Raw genomic sequence first — 18,093 nt, 5'->3', positions numbered from 1 at the left:
CCTCGATCATCGTCACCACCACACTCAAGGACTTAGAAGCTGCGGCCGGGCGCGGCCTCACCGGCGGCGGCACCATCCTGCCCATGCCCGATGTGATCCGCCTGGGCCGCCAGGCCAGCCACTATTTGGCGATCTTCGACCAAGGCAAGCCCCTGGCGCTGTATCACACCAAACGTCTGGCCTCACCAGGACAGCGAATTGTCTTGTACGCCAAGGAACGTGGCTGCTCGGCGCCGGGCTGCGATATGCCCGGGTACTACTGTGAAGTGCACCATTGCATCCCGTATGCCCAGTGCGGCAGCACCGACGTCGACCAGCTCACCTTCGCCTGCGGCGGCCATCACCCGCTGGCCGAAAAGGGCTGGACCACCCGCAAAAACGCCCACGGCGACACCGAATGGATCCCGCCGCCCCACCTCGACCACGGCCAGCCCAGAACCAACAGCTTCCACCACCCCGAAAAACTGCTGGCCCCCAACGACAAGACCGACAACGACAAGATCGACGACGACCCGTAGCGTCGCCGACTACCCCGTCTGCTGAGCCGGCGGCCGGTAGAAGATCAGCAACTGGCCGATCGCACCGGCCAGCCCCAGTCCCAGGGACAGCACCAAGCCGTGCCAGCCGTCGAACCAGTTCCTGCCGAAGATCAACCAATCCAGGCTGAGCTTCCCGGCGCCCACGGTGGCCACGACGACGGCGCTCACCGCCAGCACCAGGTTGTACTCCCAGCCTTCCTTGACGATGAAGAAGCCGTTGCGGCGGTGCACGGTCCACGCCGCAACCAGCATCAGCGAAACGAAGCCCGCCGCCGGGATCGGCGTGAGCAACCCCGCCGCCAGCCCCAGCCCCGCGGTGGTCTCGGTGCTGGCCGCGACCGTGGCGTGGAACCTGCCGGGCTTCATACCGATGCTCTCGAACCAACGAGCGGTGCCCGGTATCCGTCCACCGCCGAAGAACTTGTTCAAACCATGCGCGGCCAGCGTCAGCCCCAGCACCAGCCGCAGGATCAGTAACGCGACGTCATAGGCAGTCATAACGGCAAACCTAGATCATCGGCCGAGATCGGTGGCCCGTGTGGGAACATAGCGGGCGTTCCGGCCAGAGCGAGGGGGTGCACCACGACTCGTTGCACACGAGGCAATGGCGCCACACCCGCCGGACGCAACGTGGTGTTGCTGGACGGCACCGCAAGCCACCCCCGAGAGGTCCTGGGCAACAAGGGCCACGGGATAGATGCGATGCGCCGGCATAGTCTGCCGGTTCCGCCGGCGTTCTGCATTACCACTGAGGTGGGGGAGCGATTTCTGGCCGAACCCGAACAGACGATGGACGCGATCTGGGACGACGTCGTCGACCGGATGAAGTGGCTGGAAACCGAGACGGCACGCACCTTCGGCCACGGCCCGCGACCTTTGCTGGTCAGCGTTCGCTCGGGTGCCACCCAGTCGATGCCCGGCATGATGGACACCATCCTGGATCTGGGCATGAACGACGCTGTCGAGCAGGCCCTGGCCATACCGAACGCGTCGGACTTCTCCCGCGACACCAGGGCGCGGTTCACCCGGATGTATCAGCGGATCGTGACGGGCCCCGTGCCCGACGACCCCTACGCGCAACTGCGCGCCGCTATCCAAGCCGTGTTCGCCTCGTGGAACTCACCGCGCGCACTCGCCTATCGCAACCACTACGGCCTGGACGCCAAGAGCGGCACAGCCGTCGTCGTGCAGGCGATGGTGTTCGGCAATCAGGCCGGCAACTCCGGTGCCGGAGTGATGTCCTCACGCAACCCGATCACCGGCTCAGGCGAACCGTTCGGCGAATGGCTGCCCGGCGGACAGGGCGACGACGTCGTGTCGGGGCTGGTCGACGTCGAACCCCTCACCGCCCTGCGCGACGAGCAACCCGAGGTCTACGACGAGCTGATGGACGCCGCCAGAAATTTGGAGCGCCACGCCCGTGACGTCCAGGAGATCGAGTTCACCGTCGAAGAGGGCAAGCTGTGGCTGCTGCAAACCCGAGCGGCGGAGCGCTCCGCGCAAGCGGCGGTGCGACTGGCGCTGCGGCTGCGACACGAAGGCCTCATCGACGACACTGAGACACTTGCCCGGGTGACCCCCGCTCACGTCGAGGCACTGCTACTTCCCGCGCTGCAGCCCGAAACGCGTTTGGCCGCAAAGCTTTTGGCTAAAGGGCTGCCTGCCTGCCCGGGAGTGGTCACCGGAACGGCATACACCGACGTGGACGAGGCGCTGGACGCCGCCGACCGCGGTGAGCACGTCATCTTGGTGCGCGACCACACCCGGCCCGAAGATGTGCTGGGCATGCTTGCCGCACAAGGCATTGTCACCGAGGTCGGCGGGGCGGCCAGTCACGCGGCAGTGGTCAGCCGCGAACTCGGCCGAGTCGCGGTGGTGGGCTGCGGCCACGGAGTCGCGGCGGCGCTGGCCGGCAAACCGATCACCGTCGACGGCTACGAAGGTGAAGTCCGCGAAGGCAATCTGACGTTGTCGGCATGGTCGGAAAGCGATACACCGGAGCTGCGCGAGCTGGCCGACATCGCATTGCAGATCAGCCCGCTGCGCGCGCATGTCAGCGGCGACTATCCAAAGCTGGATGACCACTCCGACGCCGCACTGCAACAAGCCATGAGCATCGGGCATACCGACGTGGTGTCCCCTACCCCGTTGATCACCATGCTCAACGCACTGCGGCTGCGGGCCGGCGCATGACCGAACTGACTGTGCTGCAAGCGGTTCGGCTCAAGGGTCGGGTCACCCCCGCAGATCTGGCGAAGACCGTCAACCAGGACGTCACCGAAACGGTCGCCCGGCTCACCGCGGCCGGCCTGCTCATCGACGCGACCACCCTGCGGATCAGTCCCACCGGCCGCGCCCGGCTCACCGAGTTACTGGCGCAGGAACGCCAAAGCGTCGACCCGGCCGCGATGGCTGTCGCCTACGACGAATTCCGTTCCATCAACCCCGATTTCAAGTCTTTGGTCACCGACTGGCAGCTCAAGGACGGCGCCCCGAACGCGCACGCCGACGCCGGCTACGACGCCGCAGTGCTGGGCCGCCTGGATGATGTGCACCGGCGGGTCATACCGGTCGTCGAGGCGGCCGCAAACCAGCTGCCGCGGCTCAGCACCTACCAAGCCAAACTCGACGCCGCGCTGGGCAAAGTGAAGTCCGGCGACATCGCCTGGCTGACCAGACCGCTCATCGACTCCTACCACACGGTGTGGTTCGAACTGCACGAAGAACTGATCCTGGCCGCCGGTCTGACCCGCGCAGAAGCGGCCAGATCCGGTGACGCGCAATAGCGGAGTTACAGCGCGGCGTCGAGCAGCCGCAGATACGCGTCGATGTCGCGCACCGCGGACTCGGCGGCATGCACACTGATCGCGATGGTGTCGCCGATGCCATGCACCCCGTGGGTCAGCCCCATCACCGGCGAAAGCGCCGGGTACCCGGCGGTCAACACCACCGGCGCGGCGCCGAATCGCAGGTCGGCTGGCCCACGGTAAACACTGGACACCACGGTGTTGCCGGCCACTTGCGCCGGCCGTAAGTCGGCATCGAATTGGTTTACACCCCAACGCAATAACGCCGCAGGCACCACTGCGAAGGCCCGGTCGCCGGCCAACGTCGCCGGGTGCGCCATACGGCGACGCGCATTGTCCAGATCCGCGGCGATCCGCTGCAGCCGCTGTGCACCGGCAAGCCGCGGATACAGTCCGACGACCACGTTGCCGAAGTGGTTATGCGCCTGCCGCGCACCGGGTTTGGCCATCGGCACCTCAGCGCCCAGCGAATCGGTGGCCGCGCCGAGGAACCGGCCCAGCGCGGTGGAGATCGCGCCCAGCACCCCGACCGTGACGGTGGGACCGGGCAATCGCGACCGAGGCCGCACTAGGGTGCGCACCGCGCGAACACCCGCGGGCCGGGCGTTGCTGGCCTGCAGCGGTCGCGATCCGGCCCCCGGTGCCAGCACTCCGGACTGGGTATCGCGAACCAGCTGCCGGTGGGTGCGCGCTGCCTCCACAGCAAGCCGGGGCGCAAAACCCGGTCGCGACCCGGTCACCTCGGGCACCGGCTGCGCGCGACCGAACAGCCACGCGGCCATCGCCGACGCACGAGCGCCGTCGCCCAGCGCGTGGGCAACCTGCAGGACCGCCACCGCACCCGGCCGCGCAGCCCCCGGGATACCCGACACCGGGGTGAACACATGCAGCCGCCAGGGCATTACCCGGACATCGAGCTGCTCGTCGGCCAGCGCGACCACCGCCGCCAGGCAGCTCGGCCAGCTGGAATCCGCCAGCTCGTGACAGACCAGCCGCTCGGTCCCGGCGACGGCCGGCACCCAGCGCGGATAGGTCAGCGCGCAGCCGTCGTCAACGCGAATGTTCAGGTCCGGACAAGCTCGCGCCCGGCCGCAAACCCGCTGCAGCGCCACATCGTCGGGTTCACCGTCGAACGCGTAGAGCAGGAACTGGTCGCTGGGAACCTTGGCCGACATCCAATAGAACTGCGCGTCGACGGCGGCCATCCGGTACGCCGCCACGGACTCAGCCGGGTGAACCGATGAAGGCCAGTACCAACTCGGCGACCCGATCGGGCTGTTCGAGCTGCAGGAAATGCCCGGCGTGCTCGACGATGGCCACATCGCTGCCGGCGGGCAGCGCCTTCTCCGTCCAGTGCGTGAAAGCCGCACTGAAACAACCATCGTCGCGGCCGTGCAGATACAGGCTCGGCACCACGGGGGGTTCCGTCCACAGCCGGTTCAGTTCGGCATACCGCGGCAGCGGCCGGGGGTGGCGCAGCGCGCGGTAGGACCCCAACGCGGCCCGCCAGCTCTCCGGGGTACCGATCGCGGCGTCGACGTGGCGCAGATCCTCCTCGGCGTGATAGCCCGGTGACCAACGTCGCCACAGCAGCGGCACTATCCAGGAGCCGGATCGTTCCGGCAGCCAAGGCAATTGGAAGTAACCGATATACCAGCTGCGCAACAGCTGAAACGGCACCTCACGGGCCAGCCGCCCGCGGTCGATCACCCGGCCCCCGGGACGAAATCCCGCCGAGACGGGCACCGACATGATGACGGCCTTGGTGAACGGACTGTCGGGCATGGCGGCCAGGCCGGTAGCGGCCATGGCGCCCCAGTCGTGACCGATCACCACGTCTTGCTCGGAACCACCCGCGGCCGACCGCACCCGCAGGGCGTCGTCCATCAGCGCGCCGACGTGATAGTCGCCGTCGGACGGGATCGATGACGGCGCATAGCCGCGCATGAACGGCGCCACCACGCGCCAGCCGGACTCCGCCAGCCGCGGGGCCACCTTGCGCCATCCGTAGGCGGTGTCGGGAAAGCCGTGCAGACACAACGCGATCGGTGCGTCGGGCGGGCCCCAGCTCAGCGCCTTGAGGTCAGGGTCGGTGCCCTTGACGTCAATCCAGCGCGGTTGCGACATCTTCACTCCCGTTCGCTCCTGCTTTCCCGAGGTCGAGTCCGCCCGATCCAACGTAACCGTCGATCGGGGGGACAAGAAGCCCGTCAATCGGTGGACAAGGGGTTCATCCCTGGTGTAGCCGCTCGGCCGACAGACGTCGTCGCGCCGTCCCGGCACGCTGATGACAAGGGATTGAACGGGATTCTAGGAGGACTGCAAAACAATGTTGTTTGCCGCGTTGCCGCCGGAAATCAACTCGGGCCGGATGTACACCGGACCGGGAGCGGGCTCGCTGCTCGCCGCGGCAGCCGCCTGGGACACCCTTGCCACCGACCTGAATTCCACCGCCGTCTCCGTCGCGTCGATGATCTCCGGGCTCATGGGAAGCGCCTGGCTGGGCACCGCGGCGACGACGATGGCGGCCGCCGCCGCACCCTATGTGACCTGGCTGAACGCCACCGCCGCCCAGGCCGCACAGGCCTCCGGCCAGGCAATGGCGGCCGTGACCGCCTACGAAGCGGCATACGCGATGACGGTGCCGCCGGCGCTGATCGAGGCCAACCGAATCCAGCTCACCGGCTTGGTCGCCACCAACTTCCTGGGCCAGAACAGCCCCGCGATCGCCGCCACCGAAGCTCAATACGGCGAAATGTGGGCCCAGGACGCTGCGGCCATGTACGGCTACGCCGCAGGCTCGGCAGACGCGAGCGCGCTCGCCCCGTTCACCGAACCGCCGCAAGCGACCAACCCGGCCGGGCTGGCCAGCCAGGCCCTGGCCGTCGCATCGGTCACCGGCAACTCGGTGGCGACCGAAATCATCAACGCGCTGTCGCAGCTCACTGCCGCGGTACCGAACGCACTGGCCGGAATCGTCGCCCCGGCGACCGTGTCGGTGCTCCCGGCGTGGGTGTCGGACCTGCAGACCGTCATGAGCATCTTCGGCACGCCGTTCTTTGCCTCCACCTCATTGGCCGGGCTGGGGATGTCGATGATGTCGACTCTCAAGGGTCTCTTCCCGGCGGCGGCCGCGGTCGGCAGCCAGATCGCGACCTCGATGGGACAAGCCGTCACCGGCGCGATGGGGGCTCCGGCGGCGCTGGCCGGCGCCATGACGGCCGGTCTGGGCAAGGCCGCGTCGGTCGGGGTGTTGTCGGTGCCGCAGGCCTGGGCCAGCGCGGCGCCGGCGCTGCGCACCGCCGCGTCGCCGCTGTCGAGCACGGCCGCCAGCGCGGCCGCCGGCGCGGCGGCCAGCCCGAATCCCGGTTTGTTGGGCGGATTACCGCTGGCGCACATGGCCGCGCGCGGCATGACCACGACGGAGTCCCGGGCCGAGCTGCCAGCACTGCGGGTGCTACCCGAGGCCATCGCTTGATTTACCCGAAAGGCGATTTCTAGACATGTCGACCACTGCACACAGCCGCCGGTGGGCCAAGACCGGCGCCACTCAGCAACGGATCCTGGACGCGGCGACCGAGGTGTTCGCCACCAACGGCTTCACCGCGGCCACGATGGCTGACGTGGTGACGGGCTCCGGTGCCAGCATCGGCAGCATCTACCACCACTTCGGCGGCAAGAGTGAGCTGTTTCTGGCGATCTTCGAGCAGACCGCCGACGCCGTCGACCGCCACATCGGAGCGGCGATGTGGCGAGCCTTCCAGTCCGCGCCCCAGCGAGTCGACCGGCGACGGGTCTTCGAAATCCACGTCCGGGCCTACCTGGAAGCGATGTGGGAAAACCGGCGCCAGGCCTGGGTGTTGTCAGCCGGAGATACCCCACCGGGATTCGACAACATCCGCCGCAACCGGATGACGGCCGCCTTCCGCAGCTGGCTCGCGGTGCTCGAACTGGACACCTCACCCCGCGGTCGGCTGCTGAGCCGGGTGCTGGTGGCCACCATGGCGGAGTCTTCGCTGATGGTTGCCGCCTGCGAAGACCCCGACGACGTCGCGCCCATCATCGACGCGACCATCGAATGGATCGGCCAGCTCACCGAGTGAGCGTCACACCGAGATGGCTTGCTCCAGCTCGGCTACCACGATCTTGCGCATGCCGTGCATCGCCCGGGTGGCCGCCGCGGCCCGGGCCGGATCCGGATCGTTGACCAATTCGTAGAGCCTGTCCGGCACGATCTGCCAGCTCAGGCCGAAGCGGTCCTTGAGCCAGCCGCACTGTGATTCCTGCCCACCGTCGGCCAACCGCTCCCAGTAGTAGTCCACCTCGTCCTGATCCTTGCAGTGGACCGTGAAGGACACCGCCTCGGTGAACTGGAAGATCGGCCCGCCGTTGATCGCGATGAACCGGGTGCCGTCCAGCACGAAGGTCCCGATCAGCACCGAGCCGGGTTCGTTGGGCCCCGCGTCGGTGCACCGGGTGAAACCCTCGATGTGCGAATTCGGGAACACCGAGGTGTAAAACTCGGCCGCCTCCTCCAGGTTGTCGTCGAACCAAAGTGAGGGCGTGATCGAGGGCATGCTCAGCTCCTTGCTTTGTCGGCAGGTCCACGCACCCGCGGTGCGCGACACATCGTTGTCTTATGGATAGACCACGCCGGTGACAAAAACTCATCGCCGCCGCGGCATCCAAAGGGGGCATGCAAGTCCGTTAAACAAGCTAGGTAACGTCAGCCCATGAGCACCGTGCGCAGCAGCCCCCAGACGGTCGAGTTTTCCGGAGCCAACGGGATCACCCTGGTCGCCGACGAATGGAACCGGGGCGCCGAGAGCGGGCCGACCATCCTGATGCTGCACGGCGGCGGCCAGAACCGGTTCTCCTGGAAGGCCACCGGGCAGATCCTGGCCGACGACGGCTTCCACGTCGTCGCGCTGGACAGCCGCGGACACGGCGACAGCGACCGCGCGCCGGGCGCCGACTACGCCGTGGAAACCCTCACCCAGGACGTCCTGGGCGTGCTGGACGCGATCGGCCGCCACGTGGTGATCATCGGGGCCAGCATGGGCGGGTTGACCGGCATCCTGGTCGCCGAGAGCGCCGGACCGGACCGGGTGACCGGCCTGGTGCTGGTCGACGTGGTGCCGCGGTACGAGAAGACGGGCAGTGCGCGCATCCGGGACTTCATGCTCGGCAACATCGACGGGTTCGCCTCGCTCGAGGAAGCCGCGGATGCCGTCGCCGCCTACCTACCGCACCGCAGCAAGCCGCGCAGCCCCGAAGGGCTGAAAAAGAACCTGCGGCTGCGCGACGGACGCTGGTACTGGCATTGGGACCCGGCGTTCATGACCGCGCCCGGCGACGACCCCGAATTGCGCACCGAGACATTCGAAGAGGCAGCGATGAAGCTGACGATGCCGGTGCTGCTCATCCGCGGCAAACTCTCCGACGTGGTCAGTCCGGAAGGCGTGCAGCACTTCTTGGAGACGGTGCCGCGCGCGGAGTTCGTCGAACTCTCCAACGCCGGGCACACCGCAGCGGGCGACGACAACGACGCCTTCAGCGACGTCGTCGTCGACTTCGTCAAACGAACCGCGAAGCGCTAAGCGCCGGGCTTCTCGTCGTGTCCGCCGAACTGCTTGCGCATGGCCGACAGCGCCTTGTCGGCGAACTCGTCGAGGCGGCGTGAGGCGAATCGGGAATACAGCGCCGAGGTGAGCACCGGTGCCGGCACACCCTCGTCGATCGCGGCGATCGCGGTCCAGCGTCCCTCACCGGAATCGGAGACCCGTCCGGAGAATTCGGTCAGGGTGGGCGATTCATGCAGCGCGATCGCGGTGAGGTCCAACAGCCACGACTCGATCACGCTGCCGCGCCGCCACAGCTCGGTGACCTCGGGGATGTCGATATTGTATTGGTAATACTCAGGATTGGTCAGCGGCGCGGTTTCGGCGTCGCCCTTTTCGATGCGGGTACCGATGTCGGCGTTGCGCAGGATGTTCAGCCCCTCGGCCAGTGCCGCCATCATTCCGTACTCGATGCCGTTGTGCACCATCTTGACGAAGTGGCCGGCTCCGCAAGGGCCGCAATGCAAATAGCCCTGCTCCGACTGGGAGACCTCGCCGTCTCGGCCCGGGGTGCGCGGGGCGGCTGCCACGCCCGGGGCGACGGTGGCAAAGATCGGTTCGGCGTGCTTGAACGCTTCCTGGTCGCCGCCGATCATCAGACAGTAGCCCCGGTCCCGGCCCCACACGCCACCGCTGGTGCCGCAGTCGAGTAGATGGATCCCTTTGTCCGACAAGGTTTTCGAATGCCTCATGTCGTCGCGGTAGTACGAGTTGCCGCCGTCGATGACGATGTCGCCGGAGTCGAGTGTGGTGGCCAGTTCGTCGATGACGCCGGTGGTGATGTCGCCGGCGGGAACCATCACCCAGACGACGCGCGGGGCGGCGAGGTTGTCGCGCAGCTCGCGCAGCGACGACACTCCGGTGATCCGCTCGTCGCCCGCCATCGCCTTGACCGCATCTGGATTGTGGTCGTAGACAACACATTCGTGCCCGTCGTTGACCACGCGCCGCACGATGTTGGCGCCCATCCGGCCCAGACCGATCATCCCTAGCTGCATCTGCTTTCGTCTCCTTACTGTCCTGAGTCCGAGCCTTTGGGCATCCACGGGTCGTGCCAGCCGTGCTGGCCGCGCAGCAGCGCGTTGGCGGCCGTGGGGCCCCAGGAACCGCGGTCGTACGGGTGCACTTCGCCGGGGTTATCGAGCAGCGGCTGCACGATTCGCCACGTCTGTTCGATGCTGTCGATTCGGGCGAATAGCTGGTGATCGCCGCTCAGCGCGGCCAGAAAGAGGCGCTCGTAAGGGCGTTCGGGTTCGCCGAGGTCGTCGGCGAACGACGAGTCCAGATGAACGTCGTGCCACGAGTCGCCGACTTGGCCGGACAACTGCAGCCGCATGCCCGGATCGGGGTCGATGCGCAGCACGATCTGGTTGTGGTCGGCCGGGGTGCTGATGGGCAGGAAGCACAGGCTGGGCGTGCGGCGAAGCAGCAGCCGAACCTCGGTCACCTTCTCCGGCAAGGCTTTTCCGGCCCGCAGGAAGATCGGCACCCCGGCCCAGCGCCAGTTGTCGATCTCGGTCTTCAGCGCGATGAAGGTCTCGGTCTCGGAATCCTTCGGCACTTCCGGGACGTCGTGATAGCCGCGGTATTGGCCGCGTACGCAATGCTCGGGTTCCAGCGCCGGTATGGCGCGCAGCACTTCGGCCTTCTTGTCGTTGAGGTCGTCGGCGGAGGGCCCGACCGGCGGCTCCATCGCGACGAGCGCGAGCACCTGCAGCAAATGGTTCTGCACCACGTCACGCAACGCGCCGACGGCGTCGTAGAACTTGCCGCGCGTCTCCACACCGAAGTCCTCGGCCATGGTGATCTGGATCGCCGAGACGCTGTCGCGGTCCCACAGCTTAGCCAGCGCCCGATTGGCGAAGCGCAGATACTCCAGCTCTACCACCGGCTGCTTGCCCAGGAAGTGGTCCACCCGCATGATCTGGTCCTCTTCCAGCACCGCACGCAACCGGGTGTTGAGTTCGCGCGCGGATTCCAGGTCGTGGCCGAACGGCTTCTCCACCGCGACGCGGGCGCGCTCCAGCAACCCGACTTGCGCGAGGTTCTCCACGATCGGCGCAAACAGCGCCGGCGGCATCTCCAGGTAGAACAGCGGCCGGCGGTCGGAACCGATTTTCGCTGCCAGCGACTCGTAGAGCTGGCTGTCGGTGACGTCGCCGTGCATGTACGACAACCTTTTCGACAGCCGATCAAAAGCCTCGTCGTCCATCTTCTCGCCGACGTCTCGCAGCGACTCACGCATCCGCTCCACCAGCTCGTCTACCGTGAGGTCGTCACTGGCAACGCCCAAGATGGGACAGTCCAGCAACCCCTTGCGCTCCAGCCGGTACAAGGCGCGGTAGGTCATCTTGTGGGCCAGATCCCCGGTAATTCCGAAGATCACCAACAGGTCTGAGGCGTTGTCTCCGCCGTCGGCCAATTCCTCTACCTCCAGGACGTCAATTGGCTTACAGAGACTTGCTTCCCCGCGGCGGCCGGTCTCAACCCTAGACATTACGTATAGTCGCGACAAGATAATGTCTGCCATGGTCGATGCCCTGCACTCCTGGGTGTTCGTCGTCTATGCCCTAGCCGGCGTCGCAGTCATCGAAGCCGGCGGGCTGGTCGCGCTGTGGGTACTGCTCAAGCGCAGCCGCGCGGAAGCCGACGAGTTGCGGCAGCGCGCCGACGCCCGCAATTGGCTGCTGTCGGGTGGTCGTGAGGCCGTAAAGACGGTGTGGCAGACCGCAAATCTGGTGCGCAAGGAGGGCTTCGGCGCGGCCGTGCGCAGCTCGATCGAGGACCTTGCCGATTGGGCTGAGGTCGAGCGGCCCGACTTGGCCAAGGTCACCCCGGACGGACGGGTGGTGATCCTGTTCTCCGATATCGAAGAGTCGACCGCGCTCAACGAGCGGATCGGCGACCGCGCGTGGGTCAAGCTGATTGCCTCACACGCCAAGCTGATTCATCAACAGGTGCAGCGGCGCTCCGGGCATGTGGTCAAGAGCCAGGGCGACGGCTTCATGATCGCGTTTTCCCGTGCCGAGCAGGCGGTGCGCTGCGGCATCGACGTTCAGCAGGCATTGCACCGGGACGCAAAACGCAAGCGGCACACCGAAATTCGAGTGCGAATCGGCATTCACATGGGCCGTTCGGTACGCCGCGGCGACGACCTGTTCGGCCGCAACGTCGCAATGGCCGCCCGGGTCGCCGGGGCGGCCACCGGCGGCGAGATCCTGGTCAGCGAACCGGTGCGCGACGCCGTGTGCGCTGTTTCCGATTGCGACGACATAGGTTTCGACGACGGCCGCGAGGTCGCGTTGAAGGGCTTTTCCGGAAGCTATCGCTTGTTTTCGGTCGAACCGGCCGCCTAGTCGGGGCCGGCGCCCCCGTCGGCGTCGGATTCGGCCAGCCGCTGATGCAATCGGGCGCGGATCTCGTCGGGCGTGTAGGCGCGGCGGCGCCGTTGATCGCGCACCACCAGGGCGCCACCGGCGACCACGCCGGCCACACCGGCCAGGCCGATCCACTTCCATATGCTGCGCATCAGGACAGGCTATCTGTGTCTATGGTGCTGGGGTGAACTCGAGCACGCTGACCCTGGACCAAGCGCTGAACGAAACCCGCACCGGCGACCTGTGGTTGTTTCGTGGCGGTTCACGACCCGACCGAGCCATCCAGACGCTGACCAACGCGCCGGTCAACCACGTCGGCATGACGGTGGCCATCGACGACCTGCCGCCGCTGATCTGGCATGCCGAATTGGGCGACAAGCTCGTCGACGTATGGACCGGTACCAACCACCGCGGCGTACAGCTCAACGACGCCCGGCAGGTGGTGCAGCAATGGACCGAGCGCTATCACCAGCGGTGCTGGTTGCGCCAGCTGACGCCGTATGCCAACCGCCAGCAGGAGAATCAGCTGCTGCGGGTCATCGCGCGGATGAACGGCACCGCGTTTCCCACCACGGTTCGGCTGACCGGCCGGTGGCTGCGCGGCCGGCTGCCCACGGTCAACGACTGGACTCGCGGAATCCCCTTCGTAGACAAGAAGGTTCGCGAACAGACGCAGCGGCGCAAAGCGAGCCGGCGGACGGTGGGTGTCGAGACGGCATACTGCGCCGAGACCGTCGCGATCACTTACGAGGAAATGGGCCTACTGATAACCGACAAGGACGCGCACTGGTTTGACCCGGGCAAGTTTTGGAGCGGTGACACGCTGCCGCTGGCGCCGGGTTACCAGCTGGGCGACGAGATCTCAGTGATCGCGGACTCAGCCGGTTAGTCGACCGACATCTCACCCATCTCCGACCAGCCGGTCGCGTCGACGGTCTGACTGATGATCTTCGGGGTGGCTGCCAGCGCCAGCGGCAGCTCCTGCATCGCGCGCTTGAAGTGGTCGCTGTTGACGTGGGCGCCGCCCGCCTCGCCGTCCCGGAAGGCTTCGACCAGCACATACTCCGCCGGATCGGCCAGGCTGCGCGACCACTCGAACCACAAGTTGCCCGGTTCGGCACGGGTGGCGTCGGTGAACGCGGCGACGAATTCCGGCCAGCGCTCACTCCACTCGGGTTTGGTCTGGAACTTGACGACGATGAAGATCATGGCCGCTGACGATACGCGGCTAGCCGATCTCCAGGTTGGTGGTCACCGGGGTCGGGTTTCTGGTCAAATCCAGGACGGGGCAATGCGCGTCGACGGCCGCTTGTAGCTCGCGATAGCGGTCCGGGGACTCTGGCCCGCTCACCGTGACCACCACCCGCACCTGCTGAAATCCGGCGCGCACGCCGTCGTCAAATCCGAAGAAGCCTTGCACATCGAGATCGCCCTCGGCCCGCGCGGTGATCTCCTCGACCGCGATTCCGAGCTTCTGCGCCCAGAACCGCCACGTCACGATCTGGCAGGACAACAGCGAGGCCAGGTAATACTCGACCGGGTTGGGGGCTTTGCCCTCCCCGCCGAGCGCAGGCGGCTCGTCCACCTCGACGCGATACTGACCGAGGCCAACTGTGCTGGCCACCGCGTCGTGTGCGGTCGCCGAGGCCTCGAATACGACCCGGGCGGCGGCCGGGTCGGCGGTGATGGCGTCGTGGCTGGCGGCGATGACGCCGCTCAAATGGCTGGTCTTGCTGATAGGCGCAGTTGTCACTCGCGCCAGGGTAGGGAGTAAGACAGGCCGAATCGACCCTCTTGCTCACCGTGAATCGAATAAGTGTGATCTATACCCGGAAATTGAATTTCCGGGTATAGATCACATCAATTGTCGATTTTCGTTACGGATTCGGGTTATCGGGATCGCCGGCGGGGGCTTCATCCGGGGCCGGCGCGTCCGGCATTTCCGGTGCGACGGCATCGACCAGAACCGCGGGCTCGTCCGGGGCCGGAGGTTCGCCCTCCATCTGGTCGGGATCCATCGGCAGGAACATGTGATGGGTGAATTGCGGCTGGTAAGCACCACCACCGCCGATGTGGACACCACCGCCCTCGCCACTGGACACCGGAGTGCCATCGGGCAGGGTGACGGCCGTGTGGCCACCGTTCCAGCCGATCACCAAGGCATTGGGAGCGGTTCCGTATTGGAAGCCGCGTGCCAACAATGCGGCCTCTTCGTTTCCGGTGTTGAACCGGCTACCGAAAGCCGGCCGATCCGTGGCCGCATTTGCGACCCACGAAGCCAGACCCGAACAGTCGGTACCGGCGGGAGAATCTCCACCCACGATATAGGGCGTGCCAGACACCTGATTAACGAGCGTCAATAGCGTTGCAAGAGCAATCATGAGCACGAACGCTACAGACAATATCCATAGGAAATCAAAAATTGTGGCACTTATCACGGTTAATCAAATAATGCCCTGACCTGCATATACACAAGGAATGTAACGCGAAAATCTATAAAGCGAAACGGAAGTGATTCCTGTGGCTTCAGCAAACTGTGAATCAATGGCGAAAGTGCTGTGATCGTGTCGTTGAACTGCGGTAATGCCGGCCAGCAGCATTACATTCGATTTGCTGTGCTACCGAACTATTAGGCATCCGTTTGATAACATCCATGCATTTCCACTGGTATCCACACCAATAAGTGGCGCCCGTCACACATTTCACCGCGCCCCGGCTTGGTGACGTCAATAGGCGTCAATGTGCAAAGTGCCGCGACGCGCCTGTCTGGACACGCGCGCGTCTAACCTGCGGGGTCCGCGGGCCCCAACTATGCTCCGCGAAACGACTTACACCAACGTCAAAGGGGAGATCCATGCGTCAGTTAGCAGCCGCCGTCGCCGTTGCCGCCGCCGGAGTACTCGTCGCGGCCTGCGGCGGTGACGACCAGGGCAGCCCCGCGTCGTCGACCACGACGACCACCACCTCGTCCAAGCCCCCGGTGGCGCAGGCCGCACTGGACGGCCTGCTGCTCACCCCGGCCGAGGTGGACAGCGCGATGGGTATCACCGGAATGTCGACCAAGGACAAGATCGAGACGATGCCCGACGACAGCAACAAGCAGTGGCCGCAGGGCTGGAAGTGGCCCGCGGAGTGTCTTTTCGCCTACGGCTCCGCGGAGGCCCCAGTGTACGCGGGCAGCGGATTCACCGCGGTTCGTGGGCACGAAGACGTCGCGACGGGCACCGCCCCCAGCGGCGAGATGGACCCCGACGTAGCCCAGGCGCTGGTGCTGTTCCCGTCCGCGAACGAAGCGAACGCCTTCTTCACCACGTCCTCGCAGCGCTGGCCGGCCTGCGCGAACCGTTCCTTCACTACGCCGGGCGATGCCGACAGCCCCGAAGCTGTGTGGCAGGTGGGCGCATTGTCGACCGCGAACAACACCCTGAGCATCCCGGTGTCGGTGACCATGACCAAGGGCACCGTCAGCTTCAAGGGCACCTGCCAGCGGGTGCTGACGGTTCGCAACAACATCGCGATCGATCTCACCGCATGCGGCAAGGATCCCGGTGACGCCGGGGTCAAGATCGCCAATCAAATCGCAGCCAAGGTCGACAAGCAGTAGGCAAACCGTCCTGCAACTCCTCGCGGTGACGGGTGCGACGGGCGTGACCGGCGTGACTTTAAGCGCTTAGGGATCGGCGTCGATGCGGCGCCGGGTCTCCGCCACGGCACGCCTGATTTCAGCGTTCTCCCGTCCAGCAGCGGCTTGCTCGCGCTCGGTGCGCTCGTCGGCGCGTCGTAACCGGTCGCGCTCGCGCTGCGCGGTCACACCCTCGCGCGTGTCCGCGCGCAGCTCTCTATCGTCGGCGAGCTGTTCACGATGGTCTGCGATTCGATCCCGCTCATCAGCGAGGCGATCTCGTTCATCGGCGACCCGCTCGCGCCGCAAGAGCTCTGCCTCACGCCGCGCGAGAGTCTGTTCGCGCTTATCCAACTCAGCAGCGCGGCGATCGAGTTCACCGATAGGGCCTGCGGCGACCACAGATTCACCTAACCACGCGCCGGCTGCTGGGTAAAATAGCCGGTCACCGAAGGCCGCGGAATTCGAGCAGGGGGAGCCATGGTGCTAAGAGCCATAGCGTTGTCAGCCGTATGCGTCGGGTTCGTCGGGTTGGCGGCGCCGGCCTACGCGGACGCCACCGACGACGCATTCATCACCAACCTCAACACGTCCGGCATGAATTACGGCCCGCCCGAAAAAGCAATTCAGGTCGCCAAGAACGTTGTGTGCGCGACACTGCGCGATAACCCCAAAACCAGCAACGCGGATCTGATCACCAAGGTCACCAACGCCACCGACTGGCCAGCGCTCAACGCTGCCTACTTCACCGGCGCCGCCATCCAGGCCTACTGCCCCCAGTACGGCTCACTGGCTCCGCCCAGCCTCCCGAGCAGGGCCCCAACCGCCCCCAGCACGGCTCCCTCCCCTCCACCCTCCCCGTCAGTGCAGCCGGCCGGCGTTCAAGAGCGGGCGTTCGGTTACACGTGGAAGCGGCACTCCACCGGACTGAGTCACCGATAAAGGTCGCGGCGGTGCGCGATGTGAATGACTCGAACGACCACTCGCTGATCGAAAATCTGGTAGATGACCCGGAATTCACCCCGCCGTGCCGAGTATCGGCCGTCCAGCTCACCGCGTAGCGGTTTGCCGACGCGGCGGGGGTTGTCAGCTAGCGGACCTCGGATGAACTCCCAGCATGCAACCGCGACGGATGTGGGGAGTGATGCGGTGAGTGCCCTGCGCGCGGCCCGGGTCAGCTCTATTCGATAGCTCAACGGGGCAGCTGGCCGGCGACGCGCATCTCCTCGGTGACTTCGTCCAGCGTGAAGGTTTCGTGGTCCGCCTCAGCCGCCCGAACGTCACACATCAAATCCGGATCACTGAGGATGTCCAGCGTCTCCATGATCGAGTCGTAGTCTTCGGCGCTCAGAATCACTGCGGCACGACGACCCTGCCGGGTCACTTCGACACGCTGATGTGTACGTACTGCTTCATCGACGAGTTTCGACAGGTTCGCCCGAACCTCAGCCAGCGGCAACGTCGTCATGTACAGAGTTCTAGCGTGCGGAATTCGACAAGAAAGCCGTCCGATGTCACAACCCGAATTTGGCGCGTGCCTCGTCGGTGACCGGAGTGAACAGATTGACGAGATTCCCATCCGGATCGCGGAACAGCAGCGCGCGATTACCCCACGGCATTGTTGTCGGCACTGTTATCACGTTGCCTACGCTGCCGCAAAGCCGCTCGTACTCCGCGTCCACATCGTCCACGATGAATTCGATGATTGCGCTTCGGTTGGCGGCGGGCTCTGCGGACCCTTGTCCGAACAACGGGACCGTCTTGTCGCTACCGATGGCTAGCGTGCCGACCGGTGTCGGGATTTCTGCAAACAGTTCATTTCCCCACACCGCAGCGGTTTCCGTAACCATCTCGTAGAACGCAACCAGACGGCTGACGTCTGCTGTGATGATTCGGGTCGAAACGAACTTCATCAGCCGAACTCCTCGGGTGGTCCCCCGGCAGAGAGCCGGGGTGGATGCGGTGATCGAGGCCGATGCTAGATGCCCACCCCGACAAATCCGGCCCGTCAGTTCGTCTCGCAATCCGCTACACGTTGAACCGGAACTCCACCGCATCCCGGCGCAGAACAACTCCTGGGCCGACACGACGAGGATCGAATACGCTCGACGCTGATCTACAGCGTTC

23 protein-coding genes and 1 pseudogene are annotated in these 18,093 nt (G+C 65.9%); 10 read left to right on the top strand and 14 right to left on the bottom strand.

Going from position 1 to position 18,093, the window contains the following annotated elements:
- Positions 1–518, top strand: a 518-nt coding sequence (locus tag BST12_RS18350; RefSeq protein WP_139801758.1) for an HNH endonuclease signature motif containing protein, incomplete at its 5' end; no start/stop codon positions are given.
- A 9-nt stretch (positions 519–527) separates the two neighbouring features.
- On the opposite strand, the gene BST12_RS18345 is transcribed toward BST12_RS18350, so the two are convergent.
- Positions 528–1,037: a DoxX family protein gene (locus BST12_RS18345; protein WP_083114555.1), complete on the bottom strand. Its 510-nt coding sequence runs from the start codon at positions 1,035–1,037 to the stop codon at positions 528–530.
- Positions 1,038–1,169: 132 nt separating this feature from the next.
- On the opposite strand from BST12_RS18345, the gene BST12_RS18340 reads away from it, so the two are divergent.
- Positions 1,170–2,732 carry a pyruvate, phosphate dikinase gene (locus tag BST12_RS18340; RefSeq protein WP_083114554.1) on the top strand — a complete coding sequence of 521 codons (1,563 nt, stop codon included), beginning with the start codon at positions 1,170–1,172 and terminating at the stop codon, positions 2,730–2,732.
- Entirely contained in the window at positions 2,729–3,325 is a 597-nt protein-coding gene (locus BST12_RS18335) for a MarR family transcriptional regulator (RefSeq protein WP_083114553.1), read from the top strand. The genes BST12_RS18340 and BST12_RS18335 overlap by 4 nt, the downstream gene beginning before the upstream one ends.
- Before the next feature lie 5 nt (positions 3,326–3,330).
- Here the strand turns inward: BST12_RS18335 and BST12_RS18330 are convergent, their stop codons facing one another.
- Both BST12_RS18330 and BST12_RS18325 read right to left on the bottom strand, forming a co-directional pair.
- Complete coding sequence (locus BST12_RS18330; RefSeq protein WP_083114552.1) at positions 3,331–4,566, bottom strand: WS/DGAT domain-containing protein; 1,236 nt, start codon at positions 4,564–4,566, stop codon at positions 3,331–3,333.
- Positions 4,567–4,570: 4 nt separating this feature from the next.
- Positions 4,571–5,473, bottom strand: a complete 903-nt coding sequence (locus tag BST12_RS18325; protein WP_083114563.1) for an alpha/beta fold hydrolase — start codon at positions 5,471–5,473, stop codon at positions 4,571–4,573.
- Between the two features lie 202 nt (positions 5,474–5,675).
- Between BST12_RS18325 and BST12_RS18320 the strand changes: the two genes are divergently transcribed.
- Positions 5,676–6,824 (top strand): PPE family protein, encoded by a 1,149-nt coding sequence (locus BST12_RS18320; protein WP_083114551.1) that lies wholly within the window; start codon positions 5,676–5,678, stop codon positions 6,822–6,824.
- A gap of 25 nt (positions 6,825–6,849) precedes the next feature.
- Positions 6,850–7,449, top strand: coding sequence for a TetR/AcrR family transcriptional regulator (locus tag BST12_RS18315; RefSeq protein ID WP_083114550.1), 600 nt, complete (start codon positions 6,850–6,852; stop codon positions 7,447–7,449).
- A gap of 3 nt (positions 7,450–7,452) precedes the next feature.
- Here BST12_RS18315 and BST12_RS18310 read toward each other — a convergent pair whose 3' ends face one another.
- On the bottom strand, positions 7,453–7,923 hold the full coding sequence (locus BST12_RS18310; protein WP_083114562.1) for a VOC family protein: 471 nt from the start codon (positions 7,921–7,923) through the stop codon (positions 7,453–7,455).
- A gap of 156 nt (positions 7,924–8,079) precedes the next feature.
- On the opposite strand from BST12_RS18310, the gene BST12_RS18305 reads away from it, so the two are divergent.
- Positions 8,080–8,946, top strand: a complete 867-nt coding sequence (locus BST12_RS18305) for an alpha/beta fold hydrolase (protein WP_083114549.1) — start codon at positions 8,080–8,082, stop codon at positions 8,944–8,946.
- Here the strand turns inward: BST12_RS18305 and gnd are convergent.
- Both gnd and BST12_RS18295 read right to left on the bottom strand, forming a co-directional pair.
- Positions 8,943–9,965 carry a phosphogluconate dehydrogenase (NAD(+)-dependent, decarboxylating) gene (gnd, locus tag BST12_RS18300; protein ID WP_083114548.1) on the bottom strand — a complete coding sequence of 341 codons (1,023 nt, stop codon included), beginning with the start codon at positions 9,963–9,965 and terminating at the stop codon, positions 8,943–8,945. The genes BST12_RS18305 and gnd overlap by 4 nt on opposite strands.
- Before the next feature lie 14 nt (positions 9,966–9,979).
- On the bottom strand, positions 9,980–11,389 hold the full coding sequence (locus BST12_RS18295; RefSeq protein WP_083114547.1) for a glucose-6-phosphate dehydrogenase: 1,410 nt from the start codon (positions 11,387–11,389) through the stop codon (positions 9,980–9,982).
- 97 nt (positions 11,390–11,486) lie between these two features.
- Between BST12_RS18295 and BST12_RS18290 the strand changes: the two genes are divergently transcribed.
- A complete protein-coding gene (locus tag BST12_RS18290) occupies positions 11,487–12,323 on the top strand; it encodes an adenylate/guanylate cyclase domain-containing protein (protein WP_083114546.1) in 837 nt (278 codons plus the stop codon).
- Here the strand turns inward: BST12_RS18290 and BST12_RS30980 are convergent.
- Complete coding sequence (locus BST12_RS30980) at positions 12,320–12,496, bottom strand: hypothetical protein (RefSeq protein WP_139801757.1); 177 nt, start codon at positions 12,494–12,496, stop codon at positions 12,320–12,322. The two genes, BST12_RS18290 and BST12_RS30980, sit on opposite strands and share 4 nt — an antisense overlap.
- A gap of 32 nt (positions 12,497–12,528) precedes the next feature.
- On the opposite strand from BST12_RS30980, the gene BST12_RS18285 reads away from it, so the two are divergent.
- On the top strand, positions 12,529–13,233 hold the full coding sequence (locus BST12_RS18285) for a guanylate cyclase (protein WP_083114545.1): 705 nt from the start codon (positions 12,529–12,531) through the stop codon (positions 13,231–13,233).
- On the opposite strand, the gene BST12_RS18280 is transcribed toward BST12_RS18285, so the two are convergent.
- From BST12_RS18280 to BST12_RS18270, 3 genes and pseudogenes are all read right to left on the bottom strand, one after another.
- Positions 13,230–13,553 (bottom strand): putative quinol monooxygenase, encoded by a 324-nt coding sequence (locus BST12_RS18280; RefSeq protein WP_083114544.1) that lies wholly within the window; start codon positions 13,551–13,553, stop codon positions 13,230–13,232. The two genes, BST12_RS18285 and BST12_RS18280, sit on opposite strands and share 4 nt — an antisense overlap.
- A gap of 19 nt (positions 13,554–13,572) precedes the next feature.
- Positions 13,573–14,097 carry an OsmC family protein gene (locus BST12_RS18275; RefSeq protein WP_083114543.1) on the bottom strand — a complete coding sequence of 175 codons (525 nt, stop codon included), beginning with the start codon at positions 14,095–14,097 and terminating at the stop codon, positions 13,573–13,575.
- 142 nt (positions 14,098–14,239) lie between these two features.
- Positions 14,240–14,782: pseudogene (locus BST12_RS18270) on the bottom strand (hypothetical protein); the annotation flags it as partial.
- A 416-nt stretch (positions 14,783–15,198) separates the two neighbouring features.
- Here BST12_RS18270 and BST12_RS18265 point away from each other — a divergent pair.
- Positions 15,199–15,948, top strand: coding sequence for a sensor domain-containing protein (locus BST12_RS18265; RefSeq protein ID WP_083114541.1), 750 nt, complete (start codon positions 15,199–15,201; stop codon positions 15,946–15,948).
- A 66-nt stretch (positions 15,949–16,014) separates the two neighbouring features.
- Here the strand turns inward: BST12_RS18265 and BST12_RS18260 are convergent, their stop codons facing one another.
- Positions 16,015–16,368 (bottom strand): hypothetical protein, encoded by a 354-nt coding sequence (locus BST12_RS18260; RefSeq protein WP_083114540.1) that lies wholly within the window; start codon positions 16,366–16,368, stop codon positions 16,015–16,017.
- Between the two features lie 99 nt (positions 16,369–16,467).
- Here BST12_RS18260 and BST12_RS18255 point away from each other — a divergent pair, with 99 nt between their 5' ends.
- Entirely contained in the window at positions 16,468–16,908 is a 441-nt protein-coding gene (locus BST12_RS18255; protein ID WP_245850418.1) for a DUF732 domain-containing protein, read from the top strand.
- Here BST12_RS18255 and BST12_RS18250 read toward each other — a convergent pair.
- Genes BST12_RS18250 through BST12_RS18240 form a run of 3 tightly spaced genes read right to left on the bottom strand, consistent with a single transcriptional unit; the run spans position 16,899 to position 17,879 of the window.
- On the bottom strand, positions 16,899–17,162 hold the full coding sequence (locus tag BST12_RS18250) for a type II toxin-antitoxin system RelE family toxin (RefSeq protein ID WP_083114538.1): 264 nt from the start codon (positions 17,160–17,162) through the stop codon (positions 16,899–16,901). The two genes, BST12_RS18255 and BST12_RS18250, sit on opposite strands and share 10 nt — an antisense overlap.
- Complete coding sequence (locus tag BST12_RS18245) at positions 17,159–17,434, bottom strand: type II toxin-antitoxin system Phd/YefM family antitoxin (protein WP_083114537.1); 276 nt, start codon at positions 17,432–17,434, stop codon at positions 17,159–17,161. Before BST12_RS18245 ends, BST12_RS18250 begins: the two co-directional genes overlap by 4 nt.
- Positions 17,435–17,480: 46 nt before the next feature.
- Entirely contained in the window at positions 17,481–17,879 is a 399-nt protein-coding gene (locus BST12_RS18240; protein WP_083114536.1) for a VOC family protein, read from the bottom strand.
- Positions 17,880–18,093 lie beyond the last annotated feature (214 nt).

It is taken from the genome of Mycobacterium angelicum (assembly GCF_002086155.1).
In the GTDB taxonomy this organism is placed as follows: domain Bacteria; phylum Actinomycetota; class Actinomycetes; order Mycobacteriales; family Mycobacteriaceae; genus Mycobacterium; species Mycobacterium angelicum.
Note: the sequence above shows the minus strand (reverse complement) of the source record. Positions and strands in the feature narration are given on the sequence as shown.